The sequence below is a fragment of the Apibacter sp. HY039 genome, from assembly GCF_004023655.1.
Classification (GTDB): domain Bacteria; phylum Bacteroidota; class Bacteroidia; order Flavobacteriales; family Weeksellaceae; genus Apibacter; species Apibacter raozihei.
The window spans coordinates 538,232-564,906 of the sequence record NZ_SAYM01000002.1 but is presented as its reverse complement, the minus strand read 5'-3'; the positions used below and the strand labels follow the sequence as shown (position 1 = coordinate 564,906).

Here is a 26,675-nt window from a genome sequence, read left to right as displayed (position 1 = left end):
AGTTCTATGAAAACGAAGTATGCCTTAGTTACAGGAGGTTCCCGTGGGATAGGAAAAGAAATATGCCTGAAATTAGCAAAAGAATTAAAATATTCTGTGCTGATCAATTATCGTTCTAACCAGTCCGAGGCGGAAGATACCAAACGTAGAATTGAAGAATTCGGTGGTTTTGCAGAATTAATACCTTTTGACGTTTCTAACAGGGAACAAACATTATCGGTTTTGGAAAGCTGGCAAAAGGAAAATCCGGAAGCTGTGGTTGAAACCATAATTAACAATGCGGGAATTACAGCAGATGGTTTATTTGTGTGGATGGAAAATGAAGCTTGGGACCAAGTCATTAATACAAGCTTAAATGGCTTTTATAATGTTACCAGAACATTGATAGAAAGATTGGTTAGAAACCGGTATGGTCGTATTATCAACATAGTATCTGTTTCAGGAGTTAAAGGAACTGCCGGACAAGTAAATTATTCAGCAGCTAAAGGAGCCTTGGTAGCAGCAACAAAAGCATTGGCACAAGAAGTTGCTAAACGAAAAATTACCGTTAATGCTGTGGCTCCAGGATTCATTGAAACAGATATGACCAGCGAACTTGATGAAAATGAGCTTAAAAAAATGATTCCCATGAATCGTTTTGGCAAAGCTGAAGAAGTAGCCGACTTAGTTTGTTTTTTAGCTTCTGAAAAAGCAGCGTATATAACTGGGGAAGTTATTAACATTAACGGAGGAATCTATTCATGAGAAGGGTAGTGGTTACCGGAATGGGAATTTATTCCTGTTTAGGGAAAAATTTGCATGAAGTAAAAGAATCTTTATATAAGGGAAGCTCTGGAATAAGATTTTCTCAGGAAAGGAAAGAATTTGGTTATCGATCCGGTTTAACCGGAATAGTTGAAAAACCGGATTTAAAGAATGTATTAAATAGAAGGCAGAGAATAAGTTTAGGACAGGAAGGTGAATATGCTTATCAGGCAACCATAGAAGCATTGCAATATGCCGGGATAGATTTAGACTTTTTTGAAAAAAATGAAGTGGGTATTTTATATGGTAACGATAGCGTTGCCCAGGCAGTGATTGAATCAATTGATTTAATAAGAGAAGCAAAAGATACGACTATGGTTGGTTCCGGAGCTATATTTAAGTCAATGAATTCAACCATAACCATGAATTTATCTACTTTGTTTAAAATCAAAGGAATTAACATGACTATAAGTGCGGCCTGTGCAAGTGGTTCACATTCTGTTGGATTGGGCTATATGTTTATAAAGCAAGGATTGCAGGATGTTATAATTTGTGGAGGAGCTCAGGAGGTTAATCCCTATGCTATGTGTAGTTTTGACGGTTTAGGCGTGTTCTCCACACAGGAACAGGAACCAGAAAAAGCATCCAGACCCTTTGATCGTTTAAGAGATGGATTGGTTCCCAGTGGTGGGGGAGCTACACTGATTTTAGAAAGCTATGATTCTGCAATAAAGCGTGGAGCCCCTATTTTAGGGGAAGTTACAGGCTATGGATTTTCATCCAATGGAGATCATATTTCATCACCTAACGTTGACGGGCCCAGAAGAGCAATGCAAATGGCTGTAGAAGATTCCGGCAAAAAGATTGAAGATATTATGTATATAAACGCTCATGCAACTTCTACAATTGTTGGTGATGCTAATGAAGCTCGGGCAATTGATTCTCTTTTCGGAAACAGCCCGTGGGTAAGTTCAACAAAATCTATGACTGGTCACGAATGCTGGATGGCAGGAACCAGTGAGCTAGTTTACTCACTTATAATGATGCAAAATAATTTTATTGCTCCCAATATAAACCTGCAAGAGGTAGATGAAACTGCCAAGAACTTAAATTTAGTGAAAAAAACTATTGATGCTGAATTTGACACCTTTTTATCAAATTCCTTCGGATTTGGTGGAACCAATTCAGCAATTATTATGAATAAAATTAATTAAATATATATATGAAAAAAAATTATTTATTGCCTTAGTGCTAACAACAATTACGAGTGTTTCTTTTATTGCTCAGACCAAAGAGAAAAAAAGAGGCTAAGAAAAAAGCAGATAGAGAATTAAAATTAGAGATGGGAAAAGATCTCTTCGAATCAGTTTATACTGCTTTTTCTTCAAAAAAAATATCTACGGTTACTTTAAAAGACGGAAGAATTATACAAGGGTATAAAACAGGAATTAAACAAAAAAGTGGTTTGATTTTATCAATTGAAATAGAAGATAGTATTTCCAAAAAAAAGGAAAAGTTTACAGCAGAACAAATTTCTGAAATGTATCTATATCCTTCTGGATTTCAAAAATCGTTAAAAATGCAGTCTTTTTTTGGAAATGTGAATAATTATGGAAGAAAAAGTTTGAATAAAATAGTATCTCAGGGATATATCTATATAAAAAATCAGGAAGTCTCTATAAAAAATAAAAAAGAGAAAAAAGAATATCTTATGCAGTTGATTAATCCAGAATTCAGCAGCATAATAGAAGTATATGGAGATCCAATGGCAAAAGAAACAGGTGGTGTTTCTTTCGGAGGTGGTCCCACTATAGGAGGAGGAGTTACTAAATCTTATTATGTGAAAAAAGGGGACAAGGTATATTGGTTAGAGAAAAAAGATTTTAATGATTACTAAAATGAGTTATTTGGTGATTGCAAAGAATTTATGAATAAATATCCTTTAGAATCAGCGGATTGGAGAAATCTGGGATATTTAATTTTAGAATATACCAAACTAGCTTCTGAAGAGAAATAAATAGTAAAATAAAAGCATAAAAAAAGAGAGTCTTAGACTCTCTTTTTTTATGCTTTTATTAACCAAAACGAATAAGTTAATCCTGTTAGGAACATAATTTTTTCTCATTATTAGTATCTGTTTAGATAAGATTTATCAGTCTGTTTTATTAGCGCATATTTGAGATAATAATTTGATTATTAATTGTTTAAAATAAGTTGGTTTCGGTAATTATACACAAGAGTTTATATAAAATGAGGTTTTATTTGTATTTATTCTAAATAAAAATTATTTTTGAAAAAAATTTAACAAATGTTTAAGAAACTAGCTCAATGGTCTTTTTTTCTTTTTTCTGTTGTTCTATATGCTCAGTACTCTATTTCCGGATATGTATATGATGAGAATTTTAAACCTGTCAGCAATACAGAAATAAATCTCAAACACTCAAACAAAATAATAAATTCTCAAACAAATGAGGAGGGGAAATATCAGTTTTTTAATTTAGAATCGGGTAACTATGTCCTAATCGTTAAAGAAAAAAATAAAACACAGGAGTTTCAGGTTAAAATAAATAATCAAAATATAGAATTTGATCCTACTATTACTCTAAATAAAGAAGTTACCCTAGAAACTATAAAAGTATCAAAAATCAGATCGGTTAAATCTGAATTGGAAAAAAAAGGCTTTGCCGTCAATGTGATTGAAACAAAAGAAGCATCTGAAAGAAATACACAAACACTGGAACTTTTAGATCAATCAGTGGGTGTAAGAATACGTCAGGATGGAGGGCTGGGATCAAACTATCAGTTTAATATTAATGGAATGACCGGCAACTCTATAAAAGTATTTATAGACGGATTACCGATGGAAACATATGGAGGTTCGTTCAGTCTTAACAGTATCCCTCCGGCAATGATAGAACGTGTAGAAGTGTTTAAAGGAGTAGTGCCTGGTTATTTGGCAAACGATGCCTTGGGGGGAGCTATTAACATTGTCTTAAAAAATTATTATCGAAACAATTTAAGTGCATCGTTGTCGTATGGTTCTTTTAATACCACACAGGCAAATTTTTCAGCCAACTACAGAGCTAAATCCGGTTTTACTTTCAAAACTTCCATGTTTTATAATTATTCAGACAATGATTATAAAGTATGGGGAAGAAGTATATACAATACAAATCCCAACGGTACTATAGAATATATTAAGGCTAGAAGATTCAATGATGCATACTATTCCTACGGAAGTATTACGGAAATAGGAGTAACAAAAACGAAGTGGGCAGATAAATTTTTAATCGGATACAGTAATAGTTTTGATTATAATGAAATTCAGCATGGTAGGTTTATGAACCGCGCTTATATGGGAAGATATGCAAAAAGAAATGCACACATAGCCAGTATTGCATATAATAAAAAAGATTTCTTAACTTCAGGCTTAGATATAAATTTCAGAGCTATTTATACGGAAAGAAAACAATTATTAAGTGATACCAATAGACTGGCATATAACTGGAATGGAAAACCCATTATAGATTTGAATGGCAGGCCGGTCCGTTCCTCTTACGGAGCCCAGCAGGGAACCGCTACCATCAATCATATTGATAGAAAATCAGCCAGTGCAAATGCAGGAGTTTCATATAAAATAAACAATCATCACAGTTTTTCATTTAATTATTTATTTTTTCATCAGAATAGAAAAGATAATGATGAGTTACGAGCTGTAGTAGAAAATTTATACAATGAGAGTAATAAAATTACCAAAAATAATTTTGCACTATCTTATGAGTTAACAGCTTTTGAAGAAAAGCTTAAAACCTCGCTATTTGGTAAGTATTACATGCAATCAATTGAAAGGACTAAGCCAATAGCTGTCAAAAATGAATTGAATCAGGATGTAAGAGTTTTGAAGAAAGATCAGTCAGACGTCAATGAAAATGGCTATGGATTTGCGGCATCTTATTTAATTTCAAATTCAATAATGATTATGGCTTCAGCTGAAAAAGCTATCAGGATGCCTAGCGAAGGAGAGGTTTTTGGAAATGTTGCAGACAATAAACAGGAAAACTTTTACTTAAAACCGGAAAAAAGTAATAATTACAATCTGGGCTTTAAAGCCGGACCGTATGAAATTGGTAAATTTCATAAAGCAGGAATTTCAGTAAACGGATTTATCAGAGACACCAGAGACCGGATTTACGAGTTTGAAATTACAAAAAATATATCGGTTCAGGAAACATATCAAAGTAAAAATCAATTGAAAACAATGTCCAGAGGAATTGATTTAGAATTTAATTATTCATATAAAGACAATTTAAGATTATTTTTTAATCTATCTAGATTCAAATCTTTTATGAATAATAAAAAAGAAACTTATACTTATAAAGAACAATTACCCAACGAACCCTATTTTACTATGAATACAAATGCTCAGTATAGTTTTAAAAATATACTAAGTAAAGGTTCAAGACTTATTCTTTATTATAACTTTCGATTTGTTGGAGAATTTAATAGCCTCTTGATAGAAAAATTGCAAGGAGCCGATCATTTTAAAGTGCCTAGTCAAAATATACACGATGTGGGAATTACATACAAATTTCCAAACCAGCATTTTATGATTAGTCTGGATGCTAAAAATATTTTTGATAAGCAGGCCTTTGACAATTTTGCCGTACAGAAACCCGGAAGAGCTTTTTATGTTAAATTAAACTATTTATTATAAATAAAAATCAAAAAAAATATGAAAAAAGGAATTATAAAAAGCCTGAGACTAGCGTTAGTAGCGGGCATTATATCTGGTACAATGATTAATTGTAGCAGTGACGACATCTCCGAAAATAATGGAGGAACTCCCGGCAGTGATAATAATCGTTGGATTACCATTGCAGGTTCATTACAAGGTACTGTTCCCGGAGATGGAAACGGAGGAATGGTTATATATTCGTTAAGTGAAGAAGATGCTAAAAATCCTGAAAAAGAAATCAGTATCTTTGATAACGGGTTTATAGTACCCTCGCAAAGAACTTCAAGATTATATACATCTACCGATGGAAATACATTATATGCTTTGCCTTATACCGGAGATAACGGAGGTATATTCAGCAGATATAAAATCGGAGGGGGATCCAACTTTGTTCAGGAAGGAACATCAGTAAATATAGAACCCTACGTAACTAGCGCGCCTCGTTGGGGTAAATTATACGACAACGATAGAACGGGAATCGCTAATAATATTTCAGGAGTTACTAATAAATATGATAATAAAGTTTATCAATACACAAGAGGTACAGTAACAACAGTTGCTATTGACTTACAAAATCCTCAAATTAAGACAAATGTTTCCTTTGAAGTACCATTAACTTCTGCAGAAGAAGTTTTGGGACACTATGTTTTCAGAATGGACTCACCGGCGTTAAACGGAGCAGGTAATAAATTATACATAGGAACCTGGATGAGAAAAATAAATCCGGCAACCGGACAAGTCGATAATACTACTTATGCAAAATTAGGTTCAAAAACCATAATTCTTGATTACCCTTCGTTAACAAATCCTAAAGTTATTACTTCAACCATCAGTCATGGAGATACTTCAGGATACAGAAGTTTAAACAGTTTCTTATCTGATGATGGTAATGTATACCAGGCTACATCGAGAGATCAGGATGGAGGACACATCTTGAAAATAAATCAAAGCAATGAATACGATGATTCCTATGTGTTTAATTTAGATACAGCCTTAGGCGTTCAGGGAGTAACTGTAGAAACATGGAAATACGCAGGGAACGGAATTGCCTATTTAATGTACTCTCATAATGGGGCAGCTGTTTCAACATTGACTAATAATCCTCAGAGCTATTTAGCACGTATAGATTTAAATGCAAAAACTGCAGTTCAGGTTGATTTACCTTATGATGTTGATATGTATTTCTTTCAACACCAAGGAATTTTAGCACACGGAGGTAAAGTCTATGTAGCTATATCTCCCGTTGGAAAAGACGGAAATATTTATGTGATAGACAGAAACACAGGAGCTGTAACTAAAGGAGCAAAACTGAAAAATAGAGCCGGAGCTCAATTTATCGGAGCTTTTTAATAATACATTATGTTATAAAAATCCCTCAAAGATTAAATCTTTGAGGGATTTTTTTATGTTTTAATAATCAGCGATACTGAAATATGTGTTATAAAATTATCTATTTCTCAAACTTTAGTATAATATAAAATATTTTTGATTGGTTAAAAGAGACAAATTATGTACTTTTGCAGATAAATCAGTTGTTAATATAATAAAATGAATACCATTACAAAAGAGGATATCATAAAAGTTACCAATGAGCTTTTAGTCCAAGAATTCGAAGTTGATTCGGATTTGATAAAACCTGAAGCAGAACTTAAAACAACGTTGGAGCTTGATAGTTTAGACTTTGTGGATTTAGTAGTTGCAATAAAAAATAAATTCGGAGTGAAATTAGAAAAAAAGGATTTTGAAGGTGTAAATACTTTTGAAGATTTTTATTCATTGATTGAGAACCGATTATAAAGCCCCCTACCATGGCAGAATGGGAAGGAAAATCAAAAGGTACCGTAACAGGATATAAGATTTTTACATTTATAATAAAAAAAATAGGATTAAATTCCGCATATTTCTTATTATTTTTTGTATCATTATACTATTGCCTGTTCAATTACAGGCAAACCAGAGAAATATACAAATATTTTCGTTTCCGTAGAAAAAACACCTTCCTAAATAGTATAGTAAATACCTACCGGAACAACTATGTTTTTGGACAAACCCTTATAGATAAAGTTGCTATTACTTCAGGCCTTGAAAATAAATTTACGTATGAGTTTGATGGAATTGAATTAATACATCAACTAGCACAGGAACAAAAAGGAGGGGTGATGATCAGTGCTCATATAGGTAACTTTGAAGTTTCTCAGCATTTTATGGATGAATTTGAAAAGAAAATTCATTTGGTCACTACAGACGAAGAAAGAAAAGCTATAAAAAAATATTTGGAAAGTGTCACCGCTAAACCTAAAATTGATTTTATTGTCGTACAAAATGATATGTCTCATATATTCAGAATTAACGAAGTTTTAAGTAATGAAGAAATCATATGTTTTACAGGAGATCGTTACTTTCCAGGAAACAAGACATTGGAAGCTGATTTTTTAGGACAAACTGCAAAATTCCCTGCAGGTCCGTTTCTTATCAGTTCCAGATTGCAATGTCCGGTTTTATTTGTTTATGTAATGAGAGAAAAAAATAAACATTATCATTTCTATGCAAGAAAAGCTGAATTTAAAAACAGAGATGCACAGGGACTTTTAGAATCATATATTCATAATATTGAAGGAATGCTGGAAAAATATCCGTTACAATGGTTTAATTATTATAATTTTTGGAAATAACAAAAAATGAAAAACGTTTTAATAGTATATTATTCGCAAACAGGTCAGCAAAAAGATATAGTAGATAATATTGTCAAGCCTTTAACCAAAGATGCTGAAGTAAAATTAACCTATTACCAGATTAAGCCCGTACATAAATTTCCTTTTCCTTGGACAAAAAATGAGTTTTTTGATGTATTTCCAGAGACTTTTTTACAAATCCCTATGGAGTTGGATACTCATGAAAATGATATTTTATCTGACCGTTACGATCTAATCATACTCAGCTATCAAATATGGTTTTTATCTGTTTCACTTCCGGTTATTTCTTTTTTAAAAAGCCATCAGGCTAAAAAGTTATTTGAAAATACCAAGGTCATCACCATTATTGGCTGTAGGAATATGTGGGTAATGGCACAAGAAAAAATGAAACTGCAACTGGTAAATCTGAAAGCAAAACTTGTAGGGAATATAGTGTTTACTGACAGGCAAAACAATCATGTAAGTCTCATTACGCTTTTACATTGGTTATTTAAAGGAGAGAAAACTTCTTATCTGGGTATTTTTCCTAAGCCGGGTGTACCTGATAAAGATATAAATGAGTCTGATAAATTTGGAGAATCAATACTTGATTCTCTAAAAAAAGGAAAATGGAATCATCTTCAGGAACAACTTTTATCGAAAGGAGCAGTTCATGTAAAACCTCTTCTCGTTTTTATTGAGAAAAGAGGAACATTTCTATTTTCAAAATGGGCACGTTTTATTATAAAAAAAGGAGGGCCAGGACAAAAATCCAGAGAACCCTGGTTAAAAGTATTTTATTATTATCTTTTAATAGCCCTGTGGGGAATAGCTCCTGTAGTTACATTACTATTTAATTTAATATATTTGCCTACATATTTTCTATTTAAGAAAAGCGTTAACTATTATAAATCTGTAATTTTGAAATAATGAATGAAGTATACATAACTGCAGTTAGTAAGTTCTTACCTAATGAACCGATTACTAACGACAGGATGGAAGAAAAACTTGGATATATTAACGGAAAACCTTCTAAAGCTAAATCAATAGTTTTAAGAAATAATAAAATTACAACCAGATATTATGCAATTGCAGAAGATGGGACTCCTTCCCATAGTAATGCAGAGTTGGCGTTTGAAGCAATCAAAAACTTAATAAATTCAGGTGCTGTTAAAGAGGAAGATATAGAACTATTATCTTGCGGAAGTTCTACTCCGGATCAATTATTACCCTCACATGCCAGTATGATACATGGGATGTTTAAACATAATGTAGAAATAAACTCTGCAGCAGGAATTTGTACTTCAGGAATGAATGCATTAAAATTTGGTTACCTTTCCGTTTTATCCGGGAATACCGAAAATGCAGTTTGTGTCGGCTCTGAAAAACTTTCCTCCTGGATGAAAGCCGAAAAATTTAATCCTGAAATCGAAAATTTAACTCCATTAGAAGAAAATCCTATTATTGCTTTTGAAAAAGATTTTTTACGATGGATGCTTTCTGATGGTGCCGGCGCAGTTCTTCTGGAAAACAAGCCTAACGGAAAAACTCCATTAAAAATAAAATGGATTCATGCTATTTCCTATGCAAATGAATTGGAAACATGTATGTATGCCGGAGCATTAAAAAATGAAGACGGAACTCTTAAGCCATGGAGCGATATGGATCCTAAAATATGGTTGGACGAATCTGTTTTTTCTTTAAAACAAGATATTAAAATATTAAATAGTAACGTTATTCAAAAAGGAGCGTTGAGTGTAAAAAAAGCTTTTGAAAAACACTCATTTAACAAAGAAGAAATCACATATTTTTTACCACATATTTCTTCGTTTTACTTTAAAGATAAATTATATGAAGAGCTGGCGAATCTGGGACTTGAAATTCCAGAAGATAAATGGTTTATTAATCTCAATAAAGTAGGTAATGTAGGAGCAGCATCCAGTTATCTGCAATTGGAAGAGCTGGTTAATTCCGGTACTTTAAAGAAAGGAGATAAAATTATATTAGCGGTTCCGGAAAGTGGACGTTTTTCATATGTAAATGCTTTACTAGAAGTTTGCTAAAAGTATGGAAGCATTAGTTACTAAAGATAATATAAAAAAATTAATACCTCAGCGTGAGCCAGTATTGTTAGTTGATGAGCTTCTGAATTATTCAGAAGAAGATGCTACCTCTGTCTTTTTCATTCCTCAGGATCATATATTTGTTAATCAGGCGGGCTACTTAGAAGAAAGTGGTTTGATTGAAAATATGGCTCAGACAACTGCGATGCATATGGGATATGAATTTTACAAAAATGGAGTTCCGGCCCCGGAGGGTTATATTGGCTCAATTAGGAAATTACATGTATATGCACTTCCATTATCCGGCACATCTATTAAGACTCATATTACCAAGCTCAATGAAATATTAGGAGTTGTCATTGTCAGTGCAGAAGTAATTTATAATGATAAAATAATAGCACAAGGAGAAATGAGACTTGTACAGTCTAACTGATTTATGAACGATTTTGATAAAATAGAAGAATATATCCCGCATAGGGCTCCCATTATAATGCTTGATGAAATTTTAAGTATTAAAGGGTTTGAGATAAAAACTTCTTATCAAATAAAAAAAGATTGTATTTTCGTAACAGAAGGTAAGCTTCAGGAAACAGGACTTATTGAAAATATGGCACAGACCAGTTTTGTCTTTTTGAAAGCACTTTTTGCTGATATAAATAATACTGATTTTCAGGATGAAGAAAAAACTTTAGGTTTCATCAGTTCAATAAAAAAATTGTCAATTATGGACTTACCGGAAATAGGTGAAAAACTCATTACAACAACTGTAGTGGATTTGGTGTTTAAATCTCCGGAACTGAAAATCATAGATGTTAAAGGTTTTAGTTACAAAGGGAAACAAAAAGTTTTTGAATCTGAAATGAAAATGTTAGTACAAACTCAATCCTAATGAAAAAAGAACAAGTACCCCAAGATGAAGGAAATTTAGTCAAAAGCAATATAAAAGATTTATATTATGCTGTAGATGAGGAGGGAAAATATACTACGGTTTTAAGTACTGGCTGGGAAGCAAAAACCTTGGCTCAGGATGAGTCCATGGATTTAATAAAAGAAAGAGTAGAGGATGCCAGGTCTAAAGTTTTAGCAGGAGAATTAAGTCCTATTGCCTACTATATGGAAGTTAATAAAATGGATGTATCTATTTTGTCCAGCTATACACATATATGGAGTTGGTTTGTCAAAAGACATATGAAGCCCGCGAATTTTTATAAATTAAAGACTAAAACACTTCAAAAGTATGCCGAAGCTTTTGGTATAAACATAGAACAACTAAAAGACATTTCAAAATATCCGGGATTACAACAATGAAACTAGAGTTTGAACATCATCAATCGGCCCATTGCGAAAATGGAGTAGCGTCCAATCTATTAAAAAATAAAGGAGTTAATATATCAGAACCTATGGCTTTTGGAATAGGATCCGGTTTATTTTTTGTTTATTTACCTTTTTTAAGAGTAAATCATGCCCCTGGATTCAGTTACAGGCCTATGCCCGGATTTATTTTTAAAAGACTTTCAAAAAGGTTAGGATTTAAAATAGAAAGGAAAAAATTTTCCTCGCCACAAAAAGCTCAGTCAACATTGGATATTATGCTTGAAAATAAAATTCCTGTTGGCCTGCAGGTAGGAGTTTTCAACCTGGTATATTTTCCGGATGAATATAGATTTCACTTTAATGCTCATAATCTTGTAGTTTACGGAAAAGAAAAAGATAAATATTTAATCAGCGATCCTGTAATTGAATATCCGGTAGAGCTAACAGAAAAAGAACTGGAAAAAGTGAGATTTGCAAAAGGAGCGCTTCCACCTAAAGGACATATGTACTACCTGACTTACATTCCTGAAAAAATAAATTTAGAACAGGCTATCATTAAAGGAATTAAACAAACCTGCAATGATATGTTGGCTCCAGTACCCATAGTAGGGGTTAGAGCTATGAGGTGGGTAGCAAAAAATATAAAAAAATGGCCTAATAGTATTGGTATTAAAAAAACCAATCATTATTTAGGGCAGTTAATCAGAATGCAGGAGGAAATAGGCACCGGAGGAGGTGGTTTTCGGTATATCTATGCAGCCTTTTTACAAGAAGCATCTTCAGTATTAAAGAAACCGGAACTAAAAGAAATGTCTAAAGAAATGACTGAAATTGGAGATGAATGGAGAGATTTTGCCTTAAATATTTCACGTGTATATAAAAACCGAACTACCGGAAGTTCCATGTATGAAGAATTATCTAAGCAATTAATGAATTTATCCTACAGAGAAGAAGCTTTTTTTAAAAAATTAAAGACCATAATACGTCTTTAAATTGTACTCAATTAACTTCTCTGAATTCTACCTTAAATTTTATAGCTTTCGTTTGAAGCTTGGTTTTACATAAATTTGTATCTTTCTTCATTTATTAAGAAAAATGCAGATACTTACTTAATCCAAATTCAATATGCAAAATACGGCACAGGATCTGAAAAGATTTCAATTTAAAGATATCTCTTTTGCCAGTTTAATGACCAAAAGAATCTTCAATATACTTTTGATTGCTATAAAGTATGATCTGTTTATTCTCGAAGAAGATGGTAGAATAGACGAGCAGATATTTGATGAGTACACATCTCTTAATTTAAGATATCCACCAAGGTTTACTCAAGTGTCTACAGAAGAAGAAGCATTTGAGAATCTCAAAGATAATAGGTACGAACTGGTTATTTTTATGCCTAATATGGATGATATTGATATGTTTGGAACCGCCCGTCATATCAAAGAAAATTACCCTGAAATACCTATGGTAGTTTTAACTGCTTTTTCTAAAGAAGTATCTAAGCGTTTATCAGTAGCAGATTTAAGTTTTGTTGATTATGTTTTTAGCTGGTTGGGGAATTCCAACTTACTTTTAGCTATAATCAAGCTTATAGAAGACTCTATGAACGTGGAACATGACGTACAGACAGTAGGAGTGCAGGTTATATTGCTGGTGGAAGACTCCGTTAGATTTTATTCCTCAGCATTAGCCTCTTTATTTCAAATAGTTTTAGAAGAATCTAAGGAGTTTTCAAAAGAAGCATTGAATGAGCACCAGAAAATGCTTAGGATGAGAGGAAGACCTAAAATTTTGTTAGCAAGAAGTTACGAAGAAGCCAGCCAGATATACGAACAGTATAAAGGCAATATGCTGGGAGTTATTACCGATATGAGTTATAAACGGGAGGGAGTGAAAGAAAAACTGGCAGGCTATTATTTAGCAAAGTGGATACGAGAGCAAGACCAGTTTTTGCCTATCATTTTCAATTCATCGGATCCAACTAATATAGAATATGCACAAAAGTTAAATTGTTACTTTATAGATAAAAATTCCAAAAGCTATCCTCATGATCTGAGAGAAAAAATTGTAGAGCAACTAGGTTTTGGAGACTTTGTAATTATTAATCCTCAAACAAAAGAAGAAATTTACAGATTAAGAAGTTTAAAAGACTTACAACGAACGATTATGCAGATTCCGGATGATTCATTGAAGTATCATATGTCGCATAATCATTTTTCAAGGTTTCTTTATTCCATAGCTATTTTCCCTATTGCGGAAATGTTGAGAAGGATTAATATAGAAAACACGAGTCTTGATGATGCTCGTCAGCTGATATACTATTCAATCATTGAATATCGTAGAATGAAAAATACAGGAGTAATTGCTGTTTTTGATAAAGATCGGTTTGACGAATATTCTGAATATGCACGTATCGGAGACGGATCTTTAGGAGGAAAAGGAAGAGGATTGGCTTTTTTAGGAAATATAATCAAAACCCATCTGGAACTGAATGAGTATTCCAATTTTCCCGTAACAATTCCTAAAACAGTAGTATTGTGTACGGATATATTTGATGAGTTTATGGAAAAGAATAAATTATATTCCATTGCGCTTTCAGATGCTGAAGATCAGGAAATACTGCATCATTTTCTAAAAGGAGAATTACCGGAAAGATTAGATGAAGATTTTCTGGCATTTTTTAATGCTATCAAAACACCATTGGCAGTTCGTTCCTCAAGTTTGCTTGAAGATTCTTACTATCAGCCATTTGCAGGAATTTATTCAACTTATATGGTTCCCAACCTTGAAGACAGAGGGAAAATGTTGCAGCTGGTAAAAGATGCAGTCAAATCAGTGTATGCATCCGTGTTTTATAAAGACAGTAAAGCATATATGACAGCAACACACAATGTTATTGATGAAGAGAAAATGGCTATTGTTTTGCAAGAAGTAGTTGGAAGTCAATTTGGAAATAAATTTTATCCAACACTATCAGGAGTTACTCGCTCATTAAATTTTTATCCCATTGATTATGAAAAAGCTGAGGAAGGCATTGTAAACATCGCATTCGGGTTAGGAAAATATATTGTTGATGGAGGGACAACACTTAGATTCTCTCCCTATCACCCTAATAACATTCTTCAGTTAAGTACTGTAGATTTTGCTTTAAAAGAAACCCAGAGGCAGTTCTATGCGCTTAATATGGAAGATATTGATAGTGAATTCACGATTAATGACGGCTTTAATCTTCTCAAATTAAATATAAAGGAAGCAATCGGTGACGGTTCATTAAGATATGTAGTATCTACATATGAACCTATGGAGCAAATTATTTATGATGGATTTTATGAAGGAGGAAGAAAAATTATATCCTGTGCCGGCATTTTACAACACGAACTTTTTCCATTATCTATCATGCTGCAAAAAATTCTTAAAATTACAAAAGAAGAAATGGGAAGAGATATAGAAATAGAGTTTGCTGTAAATATATTAGATAAAGAAAAAGCTGCTTTTTATCTCTTACAGATACGCCCTATTGTTCATAACAAAGAAGTTATGAATGAAGATTTGTCTCAGATTCCCGAACAGCAAACTATTTTAACCTCAAATAATGCTTTAGGAAATGGTATTGTAGATGATGTGTATGATATAATATATGTCAAGTCCGAAGGATTTAATGCATCCAATAATCAACAGATAGCCTACGAAATTGAAAAACTAAACAAAGATTTTACGGAAGGAGACAGAGGATATGTGCTGGTTGGTCCCGGAAGATGGGGAAGTAGCGATCCCTGGCTAGGAATTCCTATAAAATGGTCTTACGTAACCAATGCAAGGCTTCTCGTTGAATCCGGATTGGAAAATTACCGTATTGAACCCAGTCAGGGAACTCATTTTTTTCAGAATCTTACCTCGTTTGGAGTAGGATACTATACTATCAATTCATATCACGAAGGAGAAGGAACTTTCGACGAAAAATATCTGAATGAACAGCCAGCCATTTTCGAATCACAGTTTATAAGGCACATTCGATTTAATCAGCCTATTATTATTAAAACCAACGGCAAGAAAAAATGCGGTCTTGTATTGAAACCGGAATAATAAAAAAGGCAGTTTTTAAACTGCCTTTTTATCTTTTAATAAATCGGATCAATATAGTTAAACAATTCCTTGTGCGATCATGGCCTTGGCAACTTTCATAAATCCGGCTATATTAGCTCCGTTTACGTAATTAATAAAACCATCATCTTCCTGTCCATATTTGACACAACTTTCATGTATATCAGACATAATTTTTTTAAGTTTATTATCAACTTCTTCCTGTGACCAGCTCAGCCTTTCTGAGTTTTGAGACATTTCAAGTCCGGAAACAGAAACTCCTCCGGCGTTAGCTGCTTTTCCCGGAGCATATAAAATTTTTGCTTCAAGGAAAACTTCTACAGCATCAGGAGTAGAAGGCATATTTGCTCCTTCAGAAACTGCCAGTACTCCATTAGAAATAAGAGCAACCGCATCATCTCCGTTTAATTCATTCTGAGTAGCAGAAGGAAGGGCTATATCCGCTTTTTCATTCCAAGGTCTTCCGCCATCGACATATTTACAATTATACTTTTCAGCATATTCACGTATCCTGCCTCTGTAAATTTCTTTCAATTCCTTCACGAATTCTAATTTTTCAGTTGTTATTCCATCCGGATCGTAAATATATCCGTTAGAATCAGAAAGTGTTACAGGGATAGCACCCAATTCAATGAGTTTTTCACACGTATAAAGAGCAACATTTCCAGATCCGGAAACAAGACATTTTTTCCCTTTAATACTTATATTTTTGGTTTTCAGCATTTCAAGAAGAAAATAAACATTTCCGTAGCCTGTAGCTTCGGGTCGTATTAACGAACCTCCAAAAGTTAATCCTTTACCGGTAAAAGTACCAGTAAACTCACGGGCTAATTTTTTATACATACCAAACATATAAGCAACTTCCCGTCCACCTACACCAATATCACCGGCAGGAACATCCGTATCAGGACCAATATGCCTCCAGAGTTCTGTCACAAAAGCCTGGCAGAATCTCATTATTTCAGTATTAGATTTACCCTTGGGATTAAAATCAGATCCACCTTTACCGCCTCCCATAGGTAAAGTAGTTAGCGCATTTTTGAAAGTTTGTTCAAAAGCTAAAAATTTAAGTATGGAAAGGTTAACGGAAGAGTGAAATCTAAGCCCACCCTTATAAGGACCTATCGCATTATTATGCTGTACCCTGTATCCCATATTAGTTATTACTTGTCCTTTATCATCTACCCAGGTAACTCTGAATGTAAATATTCTTTCAGGAATACAAAGTCTTTCAATCAGGTTTGTCTTTTCAAATTCAGGATGTTGGTTATAAACATTTTCTATTGATTCCAAAACTTCTTTTACAGCCTGAAGATATTCAGGTTCATTAGGGAACCTGCGTTTTAGATTATCTAATACTTGTGGTGTTTTCATTGATGTTTTACGTATGATTTAGGTTGATAGAATGATTTTTCTTATTTGCACACTAACTTGGAAGTCAGATAACATAATCTAGATATAAATTTAGTTTAATTTTAGAATTTAAGAAAGTATTTTTTAAATAATAACGATAGAAAAAATAAAAAATAAGCTTTTATTTCGTTTTATATGATAACAAATAAAAAAAGGTTTTCAGGATTATTTTATTTAATTTACTTATAATCAGTTATATGTGTTTAGTTTTAAAAACTAATAGCAATGAAAAGAAAGACCAGCTGTAATATCATATAATTTTCTAATTTTGCAACATGCCTATAATTGAAGTCAACAGTTTACATAAAATTTTTAAAGGGAATCAATATTTCACTATAAATAATTTAAACCTGACTATCAAAAGGCATCAGGTTTATGGATTATTAGGGCCTAACGGAGCTGGGAAAACTACACTTATATCAATTCTTTGTGGGTTGTTAAACCCTACTTCAGGAACGGTTCTGTTAAATGGATTATCATATAAAAAAGATGCAAGGAAAATTCAGAACTTTATAGGAGTGGTTCCTCAAGAATATGCATTGTATCCAACTCTTACTGCCTATGAAAATCTTACTTATTTCGGAAGTCTTTTCGGAATTCCTTCTCATGAATTAAAATTTAGAATTAATGAAGGGTTAAATGAAGTTGGCTTATCAGAATTTGCTCATAAGCAAATTCGTACATTTTCTGGTGGAATGAAAAGACGGATCAATATTTTATCAGGCATTTTACATAAACCGGAAATTATTTTTTTAGATGAACCAACGGTAGGGGTAGATGTACAGTCAAAAGAGTCTATTATGAATTATTTAAAGCGTTTAAATAAGGAAGGAGCAACAATTATATATACTTCTCACCATTTAAACGAAGCTCAAAATTTTTGTTCTCAGATTGCTATTATTGATTTGGGTAAAATTATAGCACAAGGCACACCGAAACAATTAATTGAAAGTGTTGATGGAGCTGAAAATCTGGAGAATGTATTTATAAATCTTACAGGTAAAGAATTAAGGGATTATGCGTAAGCTTGTAGCATCAGTAATAAAAGAATTACTTCTGTTAATTAGAGACTGGGGTGGTTTAGCAGTTTTGTTTATCATGCCTTCAATTTTAATTGTTATTGTAACCCTTATACAAAATAGCACCTTTAAAGCTGTAGGAGAAGCTAAAATGCCTATAATATTAGTAGATAATGATAAAGGCGATATTGCTAAAATAATAGAACGGGATTTAAAGAGCTCCAGTTTTTTTGAAATTGTCAGCTCTGACAACGGGAAGATGCTTACCGAGCATCAGGCTCGTACCTGGGTGAGTGAAGGAAAATTTCAGATAGCAATAATTGTTCCTGCAGGATTGAGTAAACAAATTAACACCAGAGTTGAAGAGAATGTAGATAAAATATTAGAGCAATTTACAGGAGAAGAAAGCAACCAAGAAAATACTGAGGTTGAAAATCAACAAAAATGGAAACCCCAGGAAATTGTCATATATTTTGATCCGGCAGCAGGACAAACTTTCAGAAATTCGGTTAAAAACACTATAGACAAAATGGTTGCCGAAATAGAATCAAGCAAGGTTTATGAAATTTTTCAGGAGAAAATGGATATTAATGTTGCTCAGGAACTATCCAATAATTCTCTGCTCTCTTTTAAAGAAATTATTGCTCAGCAAGGAAAAGACGCGGTTATACCTAATGCCGTACAACATAACGTACCTGCCTGGTCGTTATTCGGAATATTTTTTATTATTATACCCCTGGCAAGTAATATAGTCAAAGAAAAAAATTCAGGAACTTTTATAAGGTTAAGAACCAGTCCTGTTTCCTATACACTAATATTAACAGGTAAAATAATAACTTATAGCCTGATTTGTCTGCTTCAATTTTCATTAATGCTTTTAATCGGAATTTTTATTTTTCCATATTTGGGACTAATTCCTTTTGATACAGGAAACAGACTTATCGAAATGTTTATCATAGCACTTTGTTCAGGCCTATCAGCGATAGGACTAGGTATACTAATAGGAACTATAGCCCGTACTCAGGAGCAGACAGCTCCTTTTGCAGCCATATTGGTAATTATTTTAGCGGCACTGGGTGGTGTATGGGTACCTACCTTCATTATGCCGGAATTTATGCAGAAAATCTCTGTGTTAACTCCAATGAATTGGGGATTGTCTTCTTTTTATGATATTATATTAAGAAATAGTTCATTGCTTCAGGTCTATCCGAACTTATTGTTTTTATTATCTTTTTTCATTTTGACATTATGGTTGTCAGTATTTTACAATAATAAGAGGAATTCTATCTAAACATATGTAAAAAAAAGTTTATGCTAAAAGATATTACAAATTTTACCATACGATTTAACGAAGTTGATTCTTTAGGCATTGTATGGCACGGACATTATGTTACTTATTTTGAAATAGGAAGAGAATCTTTCGGTAAAAAATATGGCATAACCTATATGGATGTCAAAAAAAACGGGGTGATTATACCTGTAGTTCATTGTCAGTGCGATTATAAACAATCTTTAAAATACGGAGATACAGTAAATATAGAAACACGTTTTGTAAATACATCTGCTGCAAAAATAATATTTGAATATATAATTTCACATCCTGACAGAGGACTGATTGCAACAGGTAAGACCATTCAGGTATTTACAGATCTTCAAGGGGAACTGCAACTAAATAATCCGATATTCTTTGAAAATTGGAAAAAGAATTATAATTTGGAGAATAGTTGAAAACCGGAAAGTCAGATTCAATTATCTGTATGTACATAAACCACAAAAACCTTTCTGATATCTGGAATCGTATTTAAATATATCATAAACAATAATTGTAAATTTGCTGATAGAAATATTTTTATGGAAGACGTTTTTATTACAGGAGATCACATAATATCCCCGTTGGGGAATACATCCCTGGAAAATTTCTCAAGGATTATGCACAACGAATCCGGAATTCAATTGCATCACAGTCCGGATATTCATGAGACTTCTTTTTATTCCTCTTTGATAGACGAAGAAACAGTGTCTGAAATAAAAAAAGGGATTAAAAATTCAGATAAATTTACAAGACTGGAAAATCTAATTATATATTCCATTCAGACACTTATCGAAAGCAATTCAATACCTTTAGATGACAAAACCTTACTGATTCTTTCCAGCACCAAAGGTAATATTTCATTACAGGGAAGGAATACTCAATTTCCGGGAGAGAGAGTGTATTTATCAGTTATGGGTCAGGTGATTCAAGATTATTTTAAGCATCGGAATTCCGTAGTTATTATTTCCAATGCCTGCATATCAGGCTCGTTGGCAATTTCAGTAGCCAGAGATTTACTTCAGAGTCCTCAGTATGAAAGAGCTATTGTGATAGGAGCTGATGAAATTTCCAAGTTTATATTTTCCGGATTTTCTTCATTCCAGGCAGTGAGTCCAGAACCTTGCCGACCTTTTGATAGTGATCGTTCCGGCGTAACCTTAGGGGAAGCAGTAGCTTCTGTATATTTAAGCAAAAAGCCGAAAGAAGGAGCTTTTTTAATTGAGGGAGTAGGATCTTTTAACGATGCCAATCATATATCGGGTCCCTCAAGAACGGGAGAAGGATTATACAGAAGTATCGAACAGGCTTTTAAAGATTCTGAAAATCCAGATCCTGGATTTATCTCGGCTCATGGAACAGCAACCCTGTATAATGATGAAATGGAATCAATAGCTTTTGGAAGAGCAAACCTTTTAGATATACCGGTAAATAGTTTTAAAGGATACTATGGGCATACATTGGGGGCTAGCGGAATACTGGAAACCATTTTAAGCATCCATTCTTTACATAATCAAATGCTTATTAAATCAATGGGTTATTTCCAGCAAGGAACTTCTCAGGCTCTTAATATTATCAAAGAGAATTCAGAATCAAATATAAAATCCTTTCTGAAAACAGCTTCAGGCTTTGGTGGAAGTAATATAGCAACTTTATTTACAAAATATAATTCCTAGTATTGAAATGGAAAATACACATCGAATAAGTACCTATTGCCTGATTAGGAATAATAAAGTTATATGTGATAGTGAAATACGTTTTAGTGTAGAGAAATCTGTTTCAACATCAGATTTTTTTAAAGAATTGTATCGTTATCAATCCTTAGAATATCCTAAATTTCATAAAATGGATCTACTTTGTAAAGGTTCGTTTTTAGCAACGGAATTTATTGTAGAAAAACAACCCATTACAGGCCAAAATGTTCCTCTAATCATTTCAAATTTCTCATCCAGTGGAGTTTCAGACTCCAAACATGCACAAATGATTTACAGAGAAGAGGATGCGCTTGCAAGCCCCTCTGTTTTTGTATATACTTTGCCTAATATTCTTATGGGAGAAATTAGCATAAGGCATAAACTTCACAGTGAAAATATTTTTTATATCTTTGACTCCTTTAATGCCGGTTTTTTAACAAAATATAATGAACAAATACTAGCCTCTGGTAAAGCTGAAAAAATACTGAGCGGCTGGGTTGAAGTTACAGAAGAAAGTTTTGATATTTTTTTATATCTGGTGGAAAAAAAAGGAAAATATTTACATAGTAAAGAGCAAATTTTAGAATTATATAAACAGAAATTATGATACTTAAAGAAGAATTAAAAAATAAAATTATCACTCAATTAAATCTTGAAGACATAACTCCCGAAGATATCCAGGATGATACACCTCTGTTCGGGGACGGATTAGGATTAGACTCTATAGATGCTCTTGAACTTATTGTATTACTAGATAAAACGTATGGAATTAAATTAGCTGATCCTAAAGCTGGGCGTAAGATATTTCATACTATTCAAACCATGTCTGATTATATCGAAGAGCACAGGACAAAATAAATGCAGCCGATTAAAAAAATAGCAATTACAGGAGCCGGTATTATTTCAGCCATAGGAAATAATGTTCAGGAGAATTACAATGCTCTGATAAATGAGAAATCTGGAATCGGAGACATACAATTTCTTGAAACTTATTATCAAGGTAAATTATTGGCAGGAGAGGTTAAATATACTAACGAACAGTTGTACTCGCTTTTAGGATTACAACCCGAGAAACCCTTTACCCGTACTTCGCTATTAGCGTTAATGGCCGCTCAGGAAGCTTGCAAATCTGCTAACATTAATTCTGCTGATCAAATATCGACCGGACTCATATCAGCTACCACAGTAGGAGGTATGGACGCTTCTGAAAAATATTATAATGAATATTTAATATCTGATGAGCACCTCAAATATATTCCTACTCATCATTGTGGATATCATACAGAACAACTGGCGGATTATTTAGGGATTACAGGATTTATCACTACTCTAAGTACTGCTTGTTCATCCGCAGCCAATGCTATAATGCTCGGAGCCCGTATGTTGGCTTCAGGTAAATTGGACAGGGTAATCGTTGGTGGAGCTGATGCTCTTTCAAAATTTACCCTTAACGGATTCAATTCATTAATGATTTTTTCGGATGAACTTTGCAAACCTTTTGATGAAAACAGAAAAGGTTTGAATTTAGGTGAGGCGGCAGCTTATCTGGTATTAGAATCTGAATTTTCACTAAAAAAAACAGGAAATGTTCCCTTGGCATATATTTCAGGGTACGGAAATGCTAATGATGCATTTCATCAAACTGCATCATCTGAGGACGGTGAAGGAGCTTTCTTAGCCATGAATAAAGCTTTGGAGACTTCAGGGCTAAAAAGTGAGCAGGTTGATTATATTAATGTTCATGGAACAGCTACTCCTAATAATGATTTAACGGAAGGGAAAGCCATACTCAGAATATTCGGAGGAAAAGAAAAAGTACCTCCTTTTAGTTCTACTAAAGCATTCACCGGACATACATTAGCTGCTGCTGGAGCTATAGAAGCTGTTTTTTCTGTTTTAGCTTTACAAAATCAGATTATATATCCCAATCTGAATTTTGAAAATAAAATAAAAGAATTGGATATTATTCCATGTTTGAAGCTACAGTCTGCAAAACTTCAACATATTTTATCAAATTCATTAGGATTTGGTGGAAATTGTACTTCATTGTTAATTTCAGGACATTAAGCGTACAAATCTAGTTTTAATACATCTATTGTAATTGTAAAGTCAATAATTTAACTTAAATATTTAGATATTTTCGTATTTATCTTATTTTTAGAAGTTTCTATAAAAAAGCTTTCTTTATTTAAATTTATTCTAATTACAAATTAGTGGTTTTGAGTTATTTAGAATTAATCTTATTGATTTTATCTCTAATTTTGTCTCAGTTAAAAAATTAAAATTATGGATTTAAAGTTAGCAAACTGTTGTGGAAATTGTGAACATTTGATGAAAGGTCAGTTATGTTCAGTTAAAGAGATTGGAGTAGGAGAAAATCAGGTATGTAACTCTTTTGAATTTAAAGCAGTAGCTCATCCTGATGATGATTGTCTGAAATGTTCAAAATTCCAGACAAACAATTGTGCACACCCAAAAGAAGCCAGTGAAGGTATCTTGTGTACAGTTTGGTATCCACGCATGCATACAGTAGCTTCATAAGCTAAAGTATAATATTTTTTTTGAGCACAAAAGCCAATATTGGCTTTTGTGCTTTTTGTTTTTAAAAAAACGCTATAATTTAAGGAAGCTTATCTGTAGAGTTATCAATGTTTTTATTTTTAATAATCTTACATGTGTCAGATTATATATTGAGCATCAACTCAATTTAAAGTAAAAAGTTAAATTTTCAGTATTTATCTTATTTTTAGAAGTTTCTATAAAAAAGCTTTCTTTATTTAAATTTATTCTAATTACAAATTAGTGGTTTTGAGTTATTTAGAATTAATCTTATTGATTTTATCTCTAATTTTGTCTCAGTTAAAAAATTAAAATTATGGATTTAAAGTTAGCAGACTGTTGTGGAAATTGTGAACATTTGATGAAAGGTCAATTATGTTCAGTGAAAGAGATTGCTGTAGGAGAGAATCAGGTATGTAACTCTTTTGAATTTAAAGCAGTAGCTCATCCTGATGATGATTGTCTGAAATGTTCAAAATTCCAGACTAAAAACTGTGCACACCCTACAGAAGCAAGTGAAGGGATATTATGTACAGTTTGGTATCCGCGTGCGAATACAGTAGCTTCGTAAGCTAAAGTATAATATTTTTTTTGAGCATAAAAGCCTATATAGGTTTTTATGCTTTTTTATTTTCAATTGGTATAGTGCTATAGGCAAATTAAAGAATGTTTTATAACTATTCTATATAGTATATAATGTTTATGAAATTAAAGAGTTTCCAATTTTATTTAAATTTATTCTAATTACAAATTAATGGTTTTGAGTTATTTAGAATTAATCTTATTGATTTTATCTCTAATTTTGTTTTAGTTAAAAAATTAAAATTATGGATTTAAAGTTAGCAGACTGTTGTGGAAATTGTGAACATTTGTTGAAAGGTCAATTATGTTCAGTAAAAGAGATTGGAGTAGGAGAAAATCAGGTATGTAACTCTTTTGAATTTAAAGCAGTAGCTCATCCTGATGATGATTGTCTGAAATGTTCAAAATTCCAGACAAATAACTGTGCACACCCTAGAGTAGCTAGTGAAGGTATATTATGTACAGTTTGGTATCCGCGCATGCATACAGTAGCTTCGTAAGCTAAAGTATAATATTTTTTTTTAGCATAAAAGCCTGAATAGGTTTTTATGCTTTTTTATTTAGATAAACGAATGACTTTAGTTTCTTCAATAAGTTTTAAATCTTTTTTATTTGTGTATTTTTGTTCTTTAAATAGTCTGTAACATAAAGAATGCTATGATTCCCATATATATAAATGGTTTAGGTTGTATATCTATTCAGCCGACATATCAGGAAGGATATTTCTTAGAGCCGATAAATGATTATTCCAATACAAGTGTGATCAATGCTGTAGAACCCAACTATAAAGAAATTATTCCACCTATGCAATTAAGACGTATGGGAAAAAGTATAAAAATGGCGTCGTATGCAGCTAATAAAGCTATGGAAGAAGCAGGGGTTAAAAACCCTGATGCTATTATAACCGGTACGGGTTTAGGATGCCAGCGGGATTCTGAAAAATTTATTGAATCTATGCTGGAAGATCATGAACAATCTATAAATCCAACACCTTTTATTCAATCTACTCATAATATGGCTGCCGCCGCAGTAGCCCTATCTATAGGCTGTAAGAATTATAATATGACATATACAGATGGAACAACTTCGTTTGATTCTGCATTGTTGGATGCTTGTCTATATATTTCGGAAAGAGGAGAACAATCAGTTCTAGTAGGAAGTGTTGATGAAAATGCAGATAAATTCAGTTTGTTTTTTGATAAAGCAGGATTTTTAAAAAAAAGTGATCAGGAGCTATCCAGGCTTTTAAAATCTCAAACCCGGGGGACCATATATTCAGAAGGAGCAACATTTTCAATTATTTCAGATAAACCTACCGAGAAAACCTATGCAAAAATTATAGATGTTGAAAAAAATTACAATCCTGTGAACATAACAGAATTTATTTCTGTTTTTTTAAATAGAAACGGACGCGAAGTAGAGGATATTGATGCAGTTATGTTAGGATACAATGGAGATAAAGAGGACACAAATAGTTATAATAAAGTAGCGCAAAATTTGTTTAAAAACAATTTACAGTTGGGGTATAAACATGTTTTTGGAGAAAATGATTCTTCATCTGCTTTTGCATTTTGGATGGCAGCTCAAATATTAAAAAAACAACAGATTCCGCAAATAATTAAGTTAAATCAGAAAGATGTCAATGAGGTAAAGACCATTTTAATCTATCATCAAAAAGAAAATAAAAATCATAGTTTATTATTATTAGAAAAATGAAATTCGGAATAATTCTGTCTCTGGTTTTATTTACTTTTTTGGCTTGTTGGTTAAAAATTATACCTATTCTGTGGGGAGCATTTTTTTTAGTAATTGAAATTAGCCTGATTGTAATAGGGATAACCTGTATTCAGACTAATTTTTTTATCAAAGGATTTCATAAGCTTAAAACAGATGGTAAAAAAGAAATTGCAATAACTTTTGATGACGGTCCTAATCCGGATTTTACCTTAAGAGTTTTAAAATTGTTAAAAAAATACAATTGCAAAGCCACTTTTTTTTGTGTAGGCAAAAATTTAAAATTATATCCAGAAATTGCAAAAACGATTGTTGCAGATGGCCATGCCATAGCAAATCATAGTTATACTCATTCCCAATATATTGATTTTAAACTATCCTCAGGCTGGACAGAAGAATTAAGGCTAACTCAGGAGGAAATTGCAAAAATTACAGGAGAGAAAAAGTCTATTTTTCGACCTCCTTACGGAATAACAACCCCTCATCTGGCTCACGCTGTAAAAAAAATGAACCTTACAGTTGTTGGATGGTCGGTCAGGCCTTACGATACCCTATCACAGCCAATAAAAATAATCACTGATAAAATAAAAAATAAGACAAAAAATGGAAGTATCCTTTTACTTCATGATTCTCACTCCCGAACTATTCCTATTCTGGAAATAATTATTCCCTATTTTTTGTCTCTGGGTTACCAATTTGTGACTATAAATGAAACATCAGATTTAAAAGGTTAGCC

27 protein-coding genes are annotated in these 26,675 nt (G+C 32.7%); 26 read left to right on the top strand and 1 reads right to left on the bottom strand.

Annotated features, from left to right (window positions below; genetic code table 11):
- Positions 1-6: 6 nt before the first annotated feature.
- The 14 genes from fabG to EQ921_RS06525 all read left to right on the top strand — a co-directional run bounded on the left by fabG (position 7) and on the right by EQ921_RS06525 (position 15,611).
- On the top strand, positions 7-744 hold the full coding sequence (gene fabG, locus EQ921_RS06590) for a 3-oxoacyl-ACP reductase FabG (RefSeq protein ID WP_128148813.1): 738 nt from the start codon (positions 7-9) through the stop codon (positions 742-744).
- Complete coding sequence (locus EQ921_RS06585) at positions 741-1,958, top strand: beta-ketoacyl synthase (protein WP_128331046.1); 1,218 nt, start codon at positions 741-743, stop codon at positions 1,956-1,958. The genes fabG and EQ921_RS06585 overlap by 4 nt, the downstream gene beginning before the upstream one ends.
- Positions 1,959-2,011: 53 nt before the next feature.
- Entirely contained in the window at positions 2,012-2,641 is a 630-nt protein-coding gene (locus EQ921_RS06580; protein ID WP_128331045.1) for a hypothetical protein, read from the top strand.
- 411 nt (positions 2,642-3,052) lie between these two features.
- Complete coding sequence (locus tag EQ921_RS06575) at positions 3,053-5,458, top strand: TonB-dependent receptor plug domain-containing protein (RefSeq protein WP_128331044.1); 2,406 nt, start codon at positions 3,053-3,055, stop codon at positions 5,456-5,458.
- An 18-nt stretch (positions 5,459-5,476) separates the two neighbouring features.
- Complete coding sequence (locus EQ921_RS06570) at positions 5,477-6,829, top strand: hypothetical protein (protein ID WP_128331043.1); 1,353 nt, start codon at positions 5,477-5,479, stop codon at positions 6,827-6,829.
- 207 nt (positions 6,830-7,036) lie between these two features.
- Positions 7,037-7,276 (top strand): phosphopantetheine-binding protein, encoded by a 240-nt coding sequence (locus EQ921_RS06565; protein ID WP_128153259.1) that lies wholly within the window; start codon positions 7,037-7,039, stop codon positions 7,274-7,276.
- A gap of 11 nt (positions 7,277-7,287) precedes the next feature.
- Complete coding sequence (locus tag EQ921_RS06560) at positions 7,288-8,151, top strand: lipid A biosynthesis acyltransferase (RefSeq protein WP_128331042.1); 864 nt, start codon at positions 7,288-7,290, stop codon at positions 8,149-8,151.
- Between the two features lie 6 nt (positions 8,152-8,157).
- Complete coding sequence (locus tag EQ921_RS06555) at positions 8,158-9,081, top strand: dialkylrecorsinol condensing enzyme DarA (protein ID WP_128331041.1); 924 nt, start codon at positions 8,158-8,160, stop codon at positions 9,079-9,081.
- Complete coding sequence (locus tag EQ921_RS06550; RefSeq protein WP_128331040.1) at positions 9,081-10,214, top strand: beta-ketoacyl-ACP synthase III; 1,134 nt, start codon at positions 9,081-9,083, stop codon at positions 10,212-10,214. Before EQ921_RS06555 ends, EQ921_RS06550 begins: the two co-directional genes overlap by 1 nt.
- A 4-nt stretch (positions 10,215-10,218) precedes the next feature.
- Positions 10,219-10,647 (top strand): hypothetical protein, encoded by a 429-nt coding sequence (locus EQ921_RS06545; protein ID WP_128148795.1) that lies wholly within the window; start codon positions 10,219-10,221, stop codon positions 10,645-10,647.
- A 3-nt stretch (positions 10,648-10,650) separates the two neighbouring features.
- Entirely contained in the window at positions 10,651-11,103 is a 453-nt protein-coding gene (locus EQ921_RS06540) for a hypothetical protein (protein WP_128331039.1), read from the top strand.
- On the top strand, positions 11,103-11,522 hold the full coding sequence (locus tag EQ921_RS06535; RefSeq protein ID WP_128331038.1) for a hypothetical protein: 420 nt from the start codon (positions 11,103-11,105) through the stop codon (positions 11,520-11,522). The genes EQ921_RS06540 and EQ921_RS06535 overlap by 1 nt, the downstream gene beginning before the upstream one ends.
- Positions 11,519-12,520, top strand: coding sequence for a BtrH N-terminal domain-containing protein (locus EQ921_RS06530; RefSeq protein WP_128331037.1), 1,002 nt, complete (start codon positions 11,519-11,521; stop codon positions 12,518-12,520). Before EQ921_RS06535 ends, EQ921_RS06530 begins: the two co-directional genes overlap by 4 nt.
- A gap of 133 nt (positions 12,521-12,653) precedes the next feature.
- Complete coding sequence (locus tag EQ921_RS06525; RefSeq protein ID WP_128331036.1) at positions 12,654-15,611, top strand: PEP/pyruvate-binding domain-containing protein; 2,958 nt, start codon at positions 12,654-12,656, stop codon at positions 15,609-15,611.
- A gap of 57 nt (positions 15,612-15,668) precedes the next feature.
- Here EQ921_RS06525 and EQ921_RS06520 read toward each other — a convergent pair whose 3' ends face one another.
- Positions 15,669-17,003 carry an NADP-specific glutamate dehydrogenase gene (locus tag EQ921_RS06520; RefSeq protein ID WP_128331035.1) on the bottom strand — a complete coding sequence of 445 codons (1,335 nt, stop codon included), beginning with the start codon at positions 17,001-17,003 and terminating at the stop codon, positions 15,669-15,671.
- Between the two features lie 314 nt (positions 17,004-17,317).
- Here EQ921_RS06520 and EQ921_RS06515 point away from each other — a divergent pair, with 314 nt between their 5' ends.
- The 12 genes from EQ921_RS06515 (at position 17,318) to EQ921_RS06460 (ending at position 26,673) form a co-directional block, all read left to right on the top strand.
- Positions 17,318-18,067, top strand: a complete 750-nt coding sequence (locus tag EQ921_RS06515; protein WP_128331034.1) for an ABC transporter ATP-binding protein — start codon at positions 17,318-17,320, stop codon at positions 18,065-18,067.
- Positions 18,060-19,352 (top strand): ABC transporter permease, encoded by a 1,293-nt coding sequence (locus EQ921_RS06510; protein ID WP_128331033.1) that lies wholly within the window; start codon positions 18,060-18,062, stop codon positions 19,350-19,352. Before EQ921_RS06515 ends, EQ921_RS06510 begins: the two co-directional genes overlap by 8 nt.
- Positions 19,353-19,372: 20 nt before the next feature.
- Positions 19,373-19,789 carry a thioesterase family protein gene (locus EQ921_RS06505; protein WP_128331032.1) on the top strand — a complete coding sequence of 139 codons (417 nt, stop codon included), beginning with the start codon at positions 19,373-19,375 and terminating at the stop codon, positions 19,787-19,789.
- Positions 19,790-19,912: 123 nt separating this feature from the next.
- Entirely contained in the window at positions 19,913-21,046 is a 1,134-nt protein-coding gene (locus EQ921_RS06500; protein WP_128331031.1) for a beta-ketoacyl synthase N-terminal-like domain-containing protein, read from the top strand.
- 7 nt (positions 21,047-21,053) lie between these two features.
- Positions 21,054-21,671, top strand: a complete 618-nt coding sequence (locus EQ921_RS06495) for a hypothetical protein (RefSeq protein WP_128331030.1) — start codon at positions 21,054-21,056, stop codon at positions 21,669-21,671.
- Positions 21,668-21,922 carry a phosphopantetheine-binding protein gene (locus EQ921_RS06490; RefSeq protein WP_370449501.1) on the top strand — a complete coding sequence of 85 codons (255 nt, stop codon included), beginning with the start codon at positions 21,668-21,670 and terminating at the stop codon, positions 21,920-21,922. The genes EQ921_RS06495 and EQ921_RS06490 overlap by 4 nt, the downstream gene beginning before the upstream one ends.
- On the top strand, positions 21,923-23,131 hold the full coding sequence (locus EQ921_RS06485) for a beta-ketoacyl synthase (RefSeq protein WP_128331028.1): 1,209 nt from the start codon (positions 21,923-21,925) through the stop codon (positions 23,129-23,131).
- A gap of 219 nt (positions 23,132-23,350) precedes the next feature.
- Entirely contained in the window at positions 23,351-23,605 is a 255-nt protein-coding gene (locus EQ921_RS06480; RefSeq protein WP_128148768.1) for a hypothetical protein, read from the top strand.
- Between the two features lie 334 nt (positions 23,606-23,939).
- The gene (locus EQ921_RS06475; protein WP_128148766.1) at positions 23,940-24,194 is read left to right on the top strand and encodes a hypothetical protein; all 255 of its coding nucleotides are present in this window, start codon (positions 23,940-23,942) and stop codon (positions 24,192-24,194) included.
- A gap of 256 nt (positions 24,195-24,450) precedes the next feature.
- The gene (locus EQ921_RS06470) at positions 24,451-24,705 is read left to right on the top strand and encodes a hypothetical protein (protein WP_128331027.1); all 255 of its coding nucleotides are present in this window, start codon (positions 24,451-24,453) and stop codon (positions 24,703-24,705) included.
- 157 nt (positions 24,706-24,862) lie between these two features.
- Positions 24,863-25,921 (top strand): beta-ketoacyl synthase N-terminal-like domain-containing protein, encoded by a 1,059-nt coding sequence (locus EQ921_RS06465; RefSeq protein ID WP_128331026.1) that lies wholly within the window; start codon positions 24,863-24,865, stop codon positions 25,919-25,921.
- A complete protein-coding gene (locus EQ921_RS06460) occupies positions 25,918-26,673 on the top strand; it encodes a polysaccharide deacetylase family protein (protein ID WP_128331025.1) in 756 nt (251 codons plus the stop codon). The genes EQ921_RS06465 and EQ921_RS06460 overlap by 4 nt, the downstream gene beginning before the upstream one ends.
- The last annotated feature ends 2 nt before the right edge of the window (positions 26,674-26,675 follow it).

Bases quoted from the DNA above. Each gene is read 5' to 3' on its own strand.
- fabG (WP_128148813.1), top strand. From the start codon at position 7: ATGAAAACGAAGTATGCCTTAGTTACAGGAGGTTCCCGTGGGATAGGA.
- EQ921_RS06585 (WP_128331046.1), top strand. From the start codon at position 741: ATGAGAAGGGTAGTGGTTACCGGAATGGGAATTTATTCCTGTTTAGGG.
- EQ921_RS06575 (WP_128331044.1), top strand. From the start codon at position 3,053: ATGTTTAAGAAACTAGCTCAATGGTCTTTTTTTCTTTTTTCTGTTGTT.
- EQ921_RS06570 (WP_128331043.1), top strand. From the start codon at position 5,477: ATGAAAAAAGGAATTATAAAAAGCCTGAGACTAGCGTTAGTAGCGGGC.
- EQ921_RS06560 (WP_128331042.1), top strand. From the start codon at position 7,288: ATGGCAGAATGGGAAGGAAAATCAAAAGGTACCGTAACAGGATATAAG.
- EQ921_RS06555 (WP_128331041.1), top strand. From the start codon at position 8,158: ATGAAAAACGTTTTAATAGTATATTATTCGCAAACAGGTCAGCAAAAA.
- EQ921_RS06550 (WP_128331040.1), top strand. From the start codon at position 9,081: ATGAATGAAGTATACATAACTGCAGTTAGTAAGTTCTTACCTAATGAA.
- EQ921_RS06545 (WP_128148795.1), top strand. From the start codon at position 10,219: ATGGAAGCATTAGTTACTAAAGATAATATAAAAAAATTAATACCTCAG.
- EQ921_RS06540 (WP_128331039.1), top strand. From the start codon at position 10,651: ATGAACGATTTTGATAAAATAGAAGAATATATCCCGCATAGGGCTCCC.
- EQ921_RS06535 (WP_128331038.1), top strand. From the start codon at position 11,103: ATGAAAAAAGAACAAGTACCCCAAGATGAAGGAAATTTAGTCAAAAGC.
- EQ921_RS06530 (WP_128331037.1), top strand. From the start codon at position 11,519: ATGAAACTAGAGTTTGAACATCATCAATCGGCCCATTGCGAAAATGGA.
- EQ921_RS06525 (WP_128331036.1), top strand. From the start codon at position 12,654: ATGCAAAATACGGCACAGGATCTGAAAAGATTTCAATTTAAAGATATC.
- EQ921_RS06520 (WP_128331035.1), bottom strand. From the start codon at position 17,003: ATGAAAACACCACAAGTATTAGATAATCTAAAACGCAGGTTCCCTAAT.
- EQ921_RS06515 (WP_128331034.1), top strand. From the start codon at position 17,318: ATGCCTATAATTGAAGTCAACAGTTTACATAAAATTTTTAAAGGGAAT.
- EQ921_RS06510 (WP_128331033.1), top strand. From the start codon at position 18,060: ATGCGTAAGCTTGTAGCATCAGTAATAAAAGAATTACTTCTGTTAATT.
- EQ921_RS06505 (WP_128331032.1), top strand. From the start codon at position 19,373: ATGCTAAAAGATATTACAAATTTTACCATACGATTTAACGAAGTTGAT.
- EQ921_RS06500 (WP_128331031.1), top strand. From the start codon at position 19,913: ATGGAAGACGTTTTTATTACAGGAGATCACATAATATCCCCGTTGGGG.
- EQ921_RS06495 (WP_128331030.1), top strand. From the start codon at position 21,054: ATGGAAAATACACATCGAATAAGTACCTATTGCCTGATTAGGAATAAT.
- EQ921_RS06490 (WP_370449501.1), top strand. From the start codon at position 21,668: ATGATACTTAAAGAAGAATTAAAAAATAAAATTATCACTCAATTAAAT.
- EQ921_RS06485 (WP_128331028.1), top strand. From the start codon at position 21,923: ATGCAGCCGATTAAAAAAATAGCAATTACAGGAGCCGGTATTATTTCA.
- EQ921_RS06480 (WP_128148768.1), top strand. From the start codon at position 23,351: ATGGATTTAAAGTTAGCAAACTGTTGTGGAAATTGTGAACATTTGATG.
- EQ921_RS06475 (WP_128148766.1), top strand. From the start codon at position 23,940: ATGGATTTAAAGTTAGCAGACTGTTGTGGAAATTGTGAACATTTGATG.
- EQ921_RS06470 (WP_128331027.1), top strand. From the start codon at position 24,451: ATGGATTTAAAGTTAGCAGACTGTTGTGGAAATTGTGAACATTTGTTG.
- EQ921_RS06465 (WP_128331026.1), top strand. From the start codon at position 24,863: ATGATTCCCATATATATAAATGGTTTAGGTTGTATATCTATTCAGCCG.
- EQ921_RS06460 (WP_128331025.1), top strand. From the start codon at position 25,918: ATGAAATTCGGAATAATTCTGTCTCTGGTTTTATTTACTTTTTTGGCT.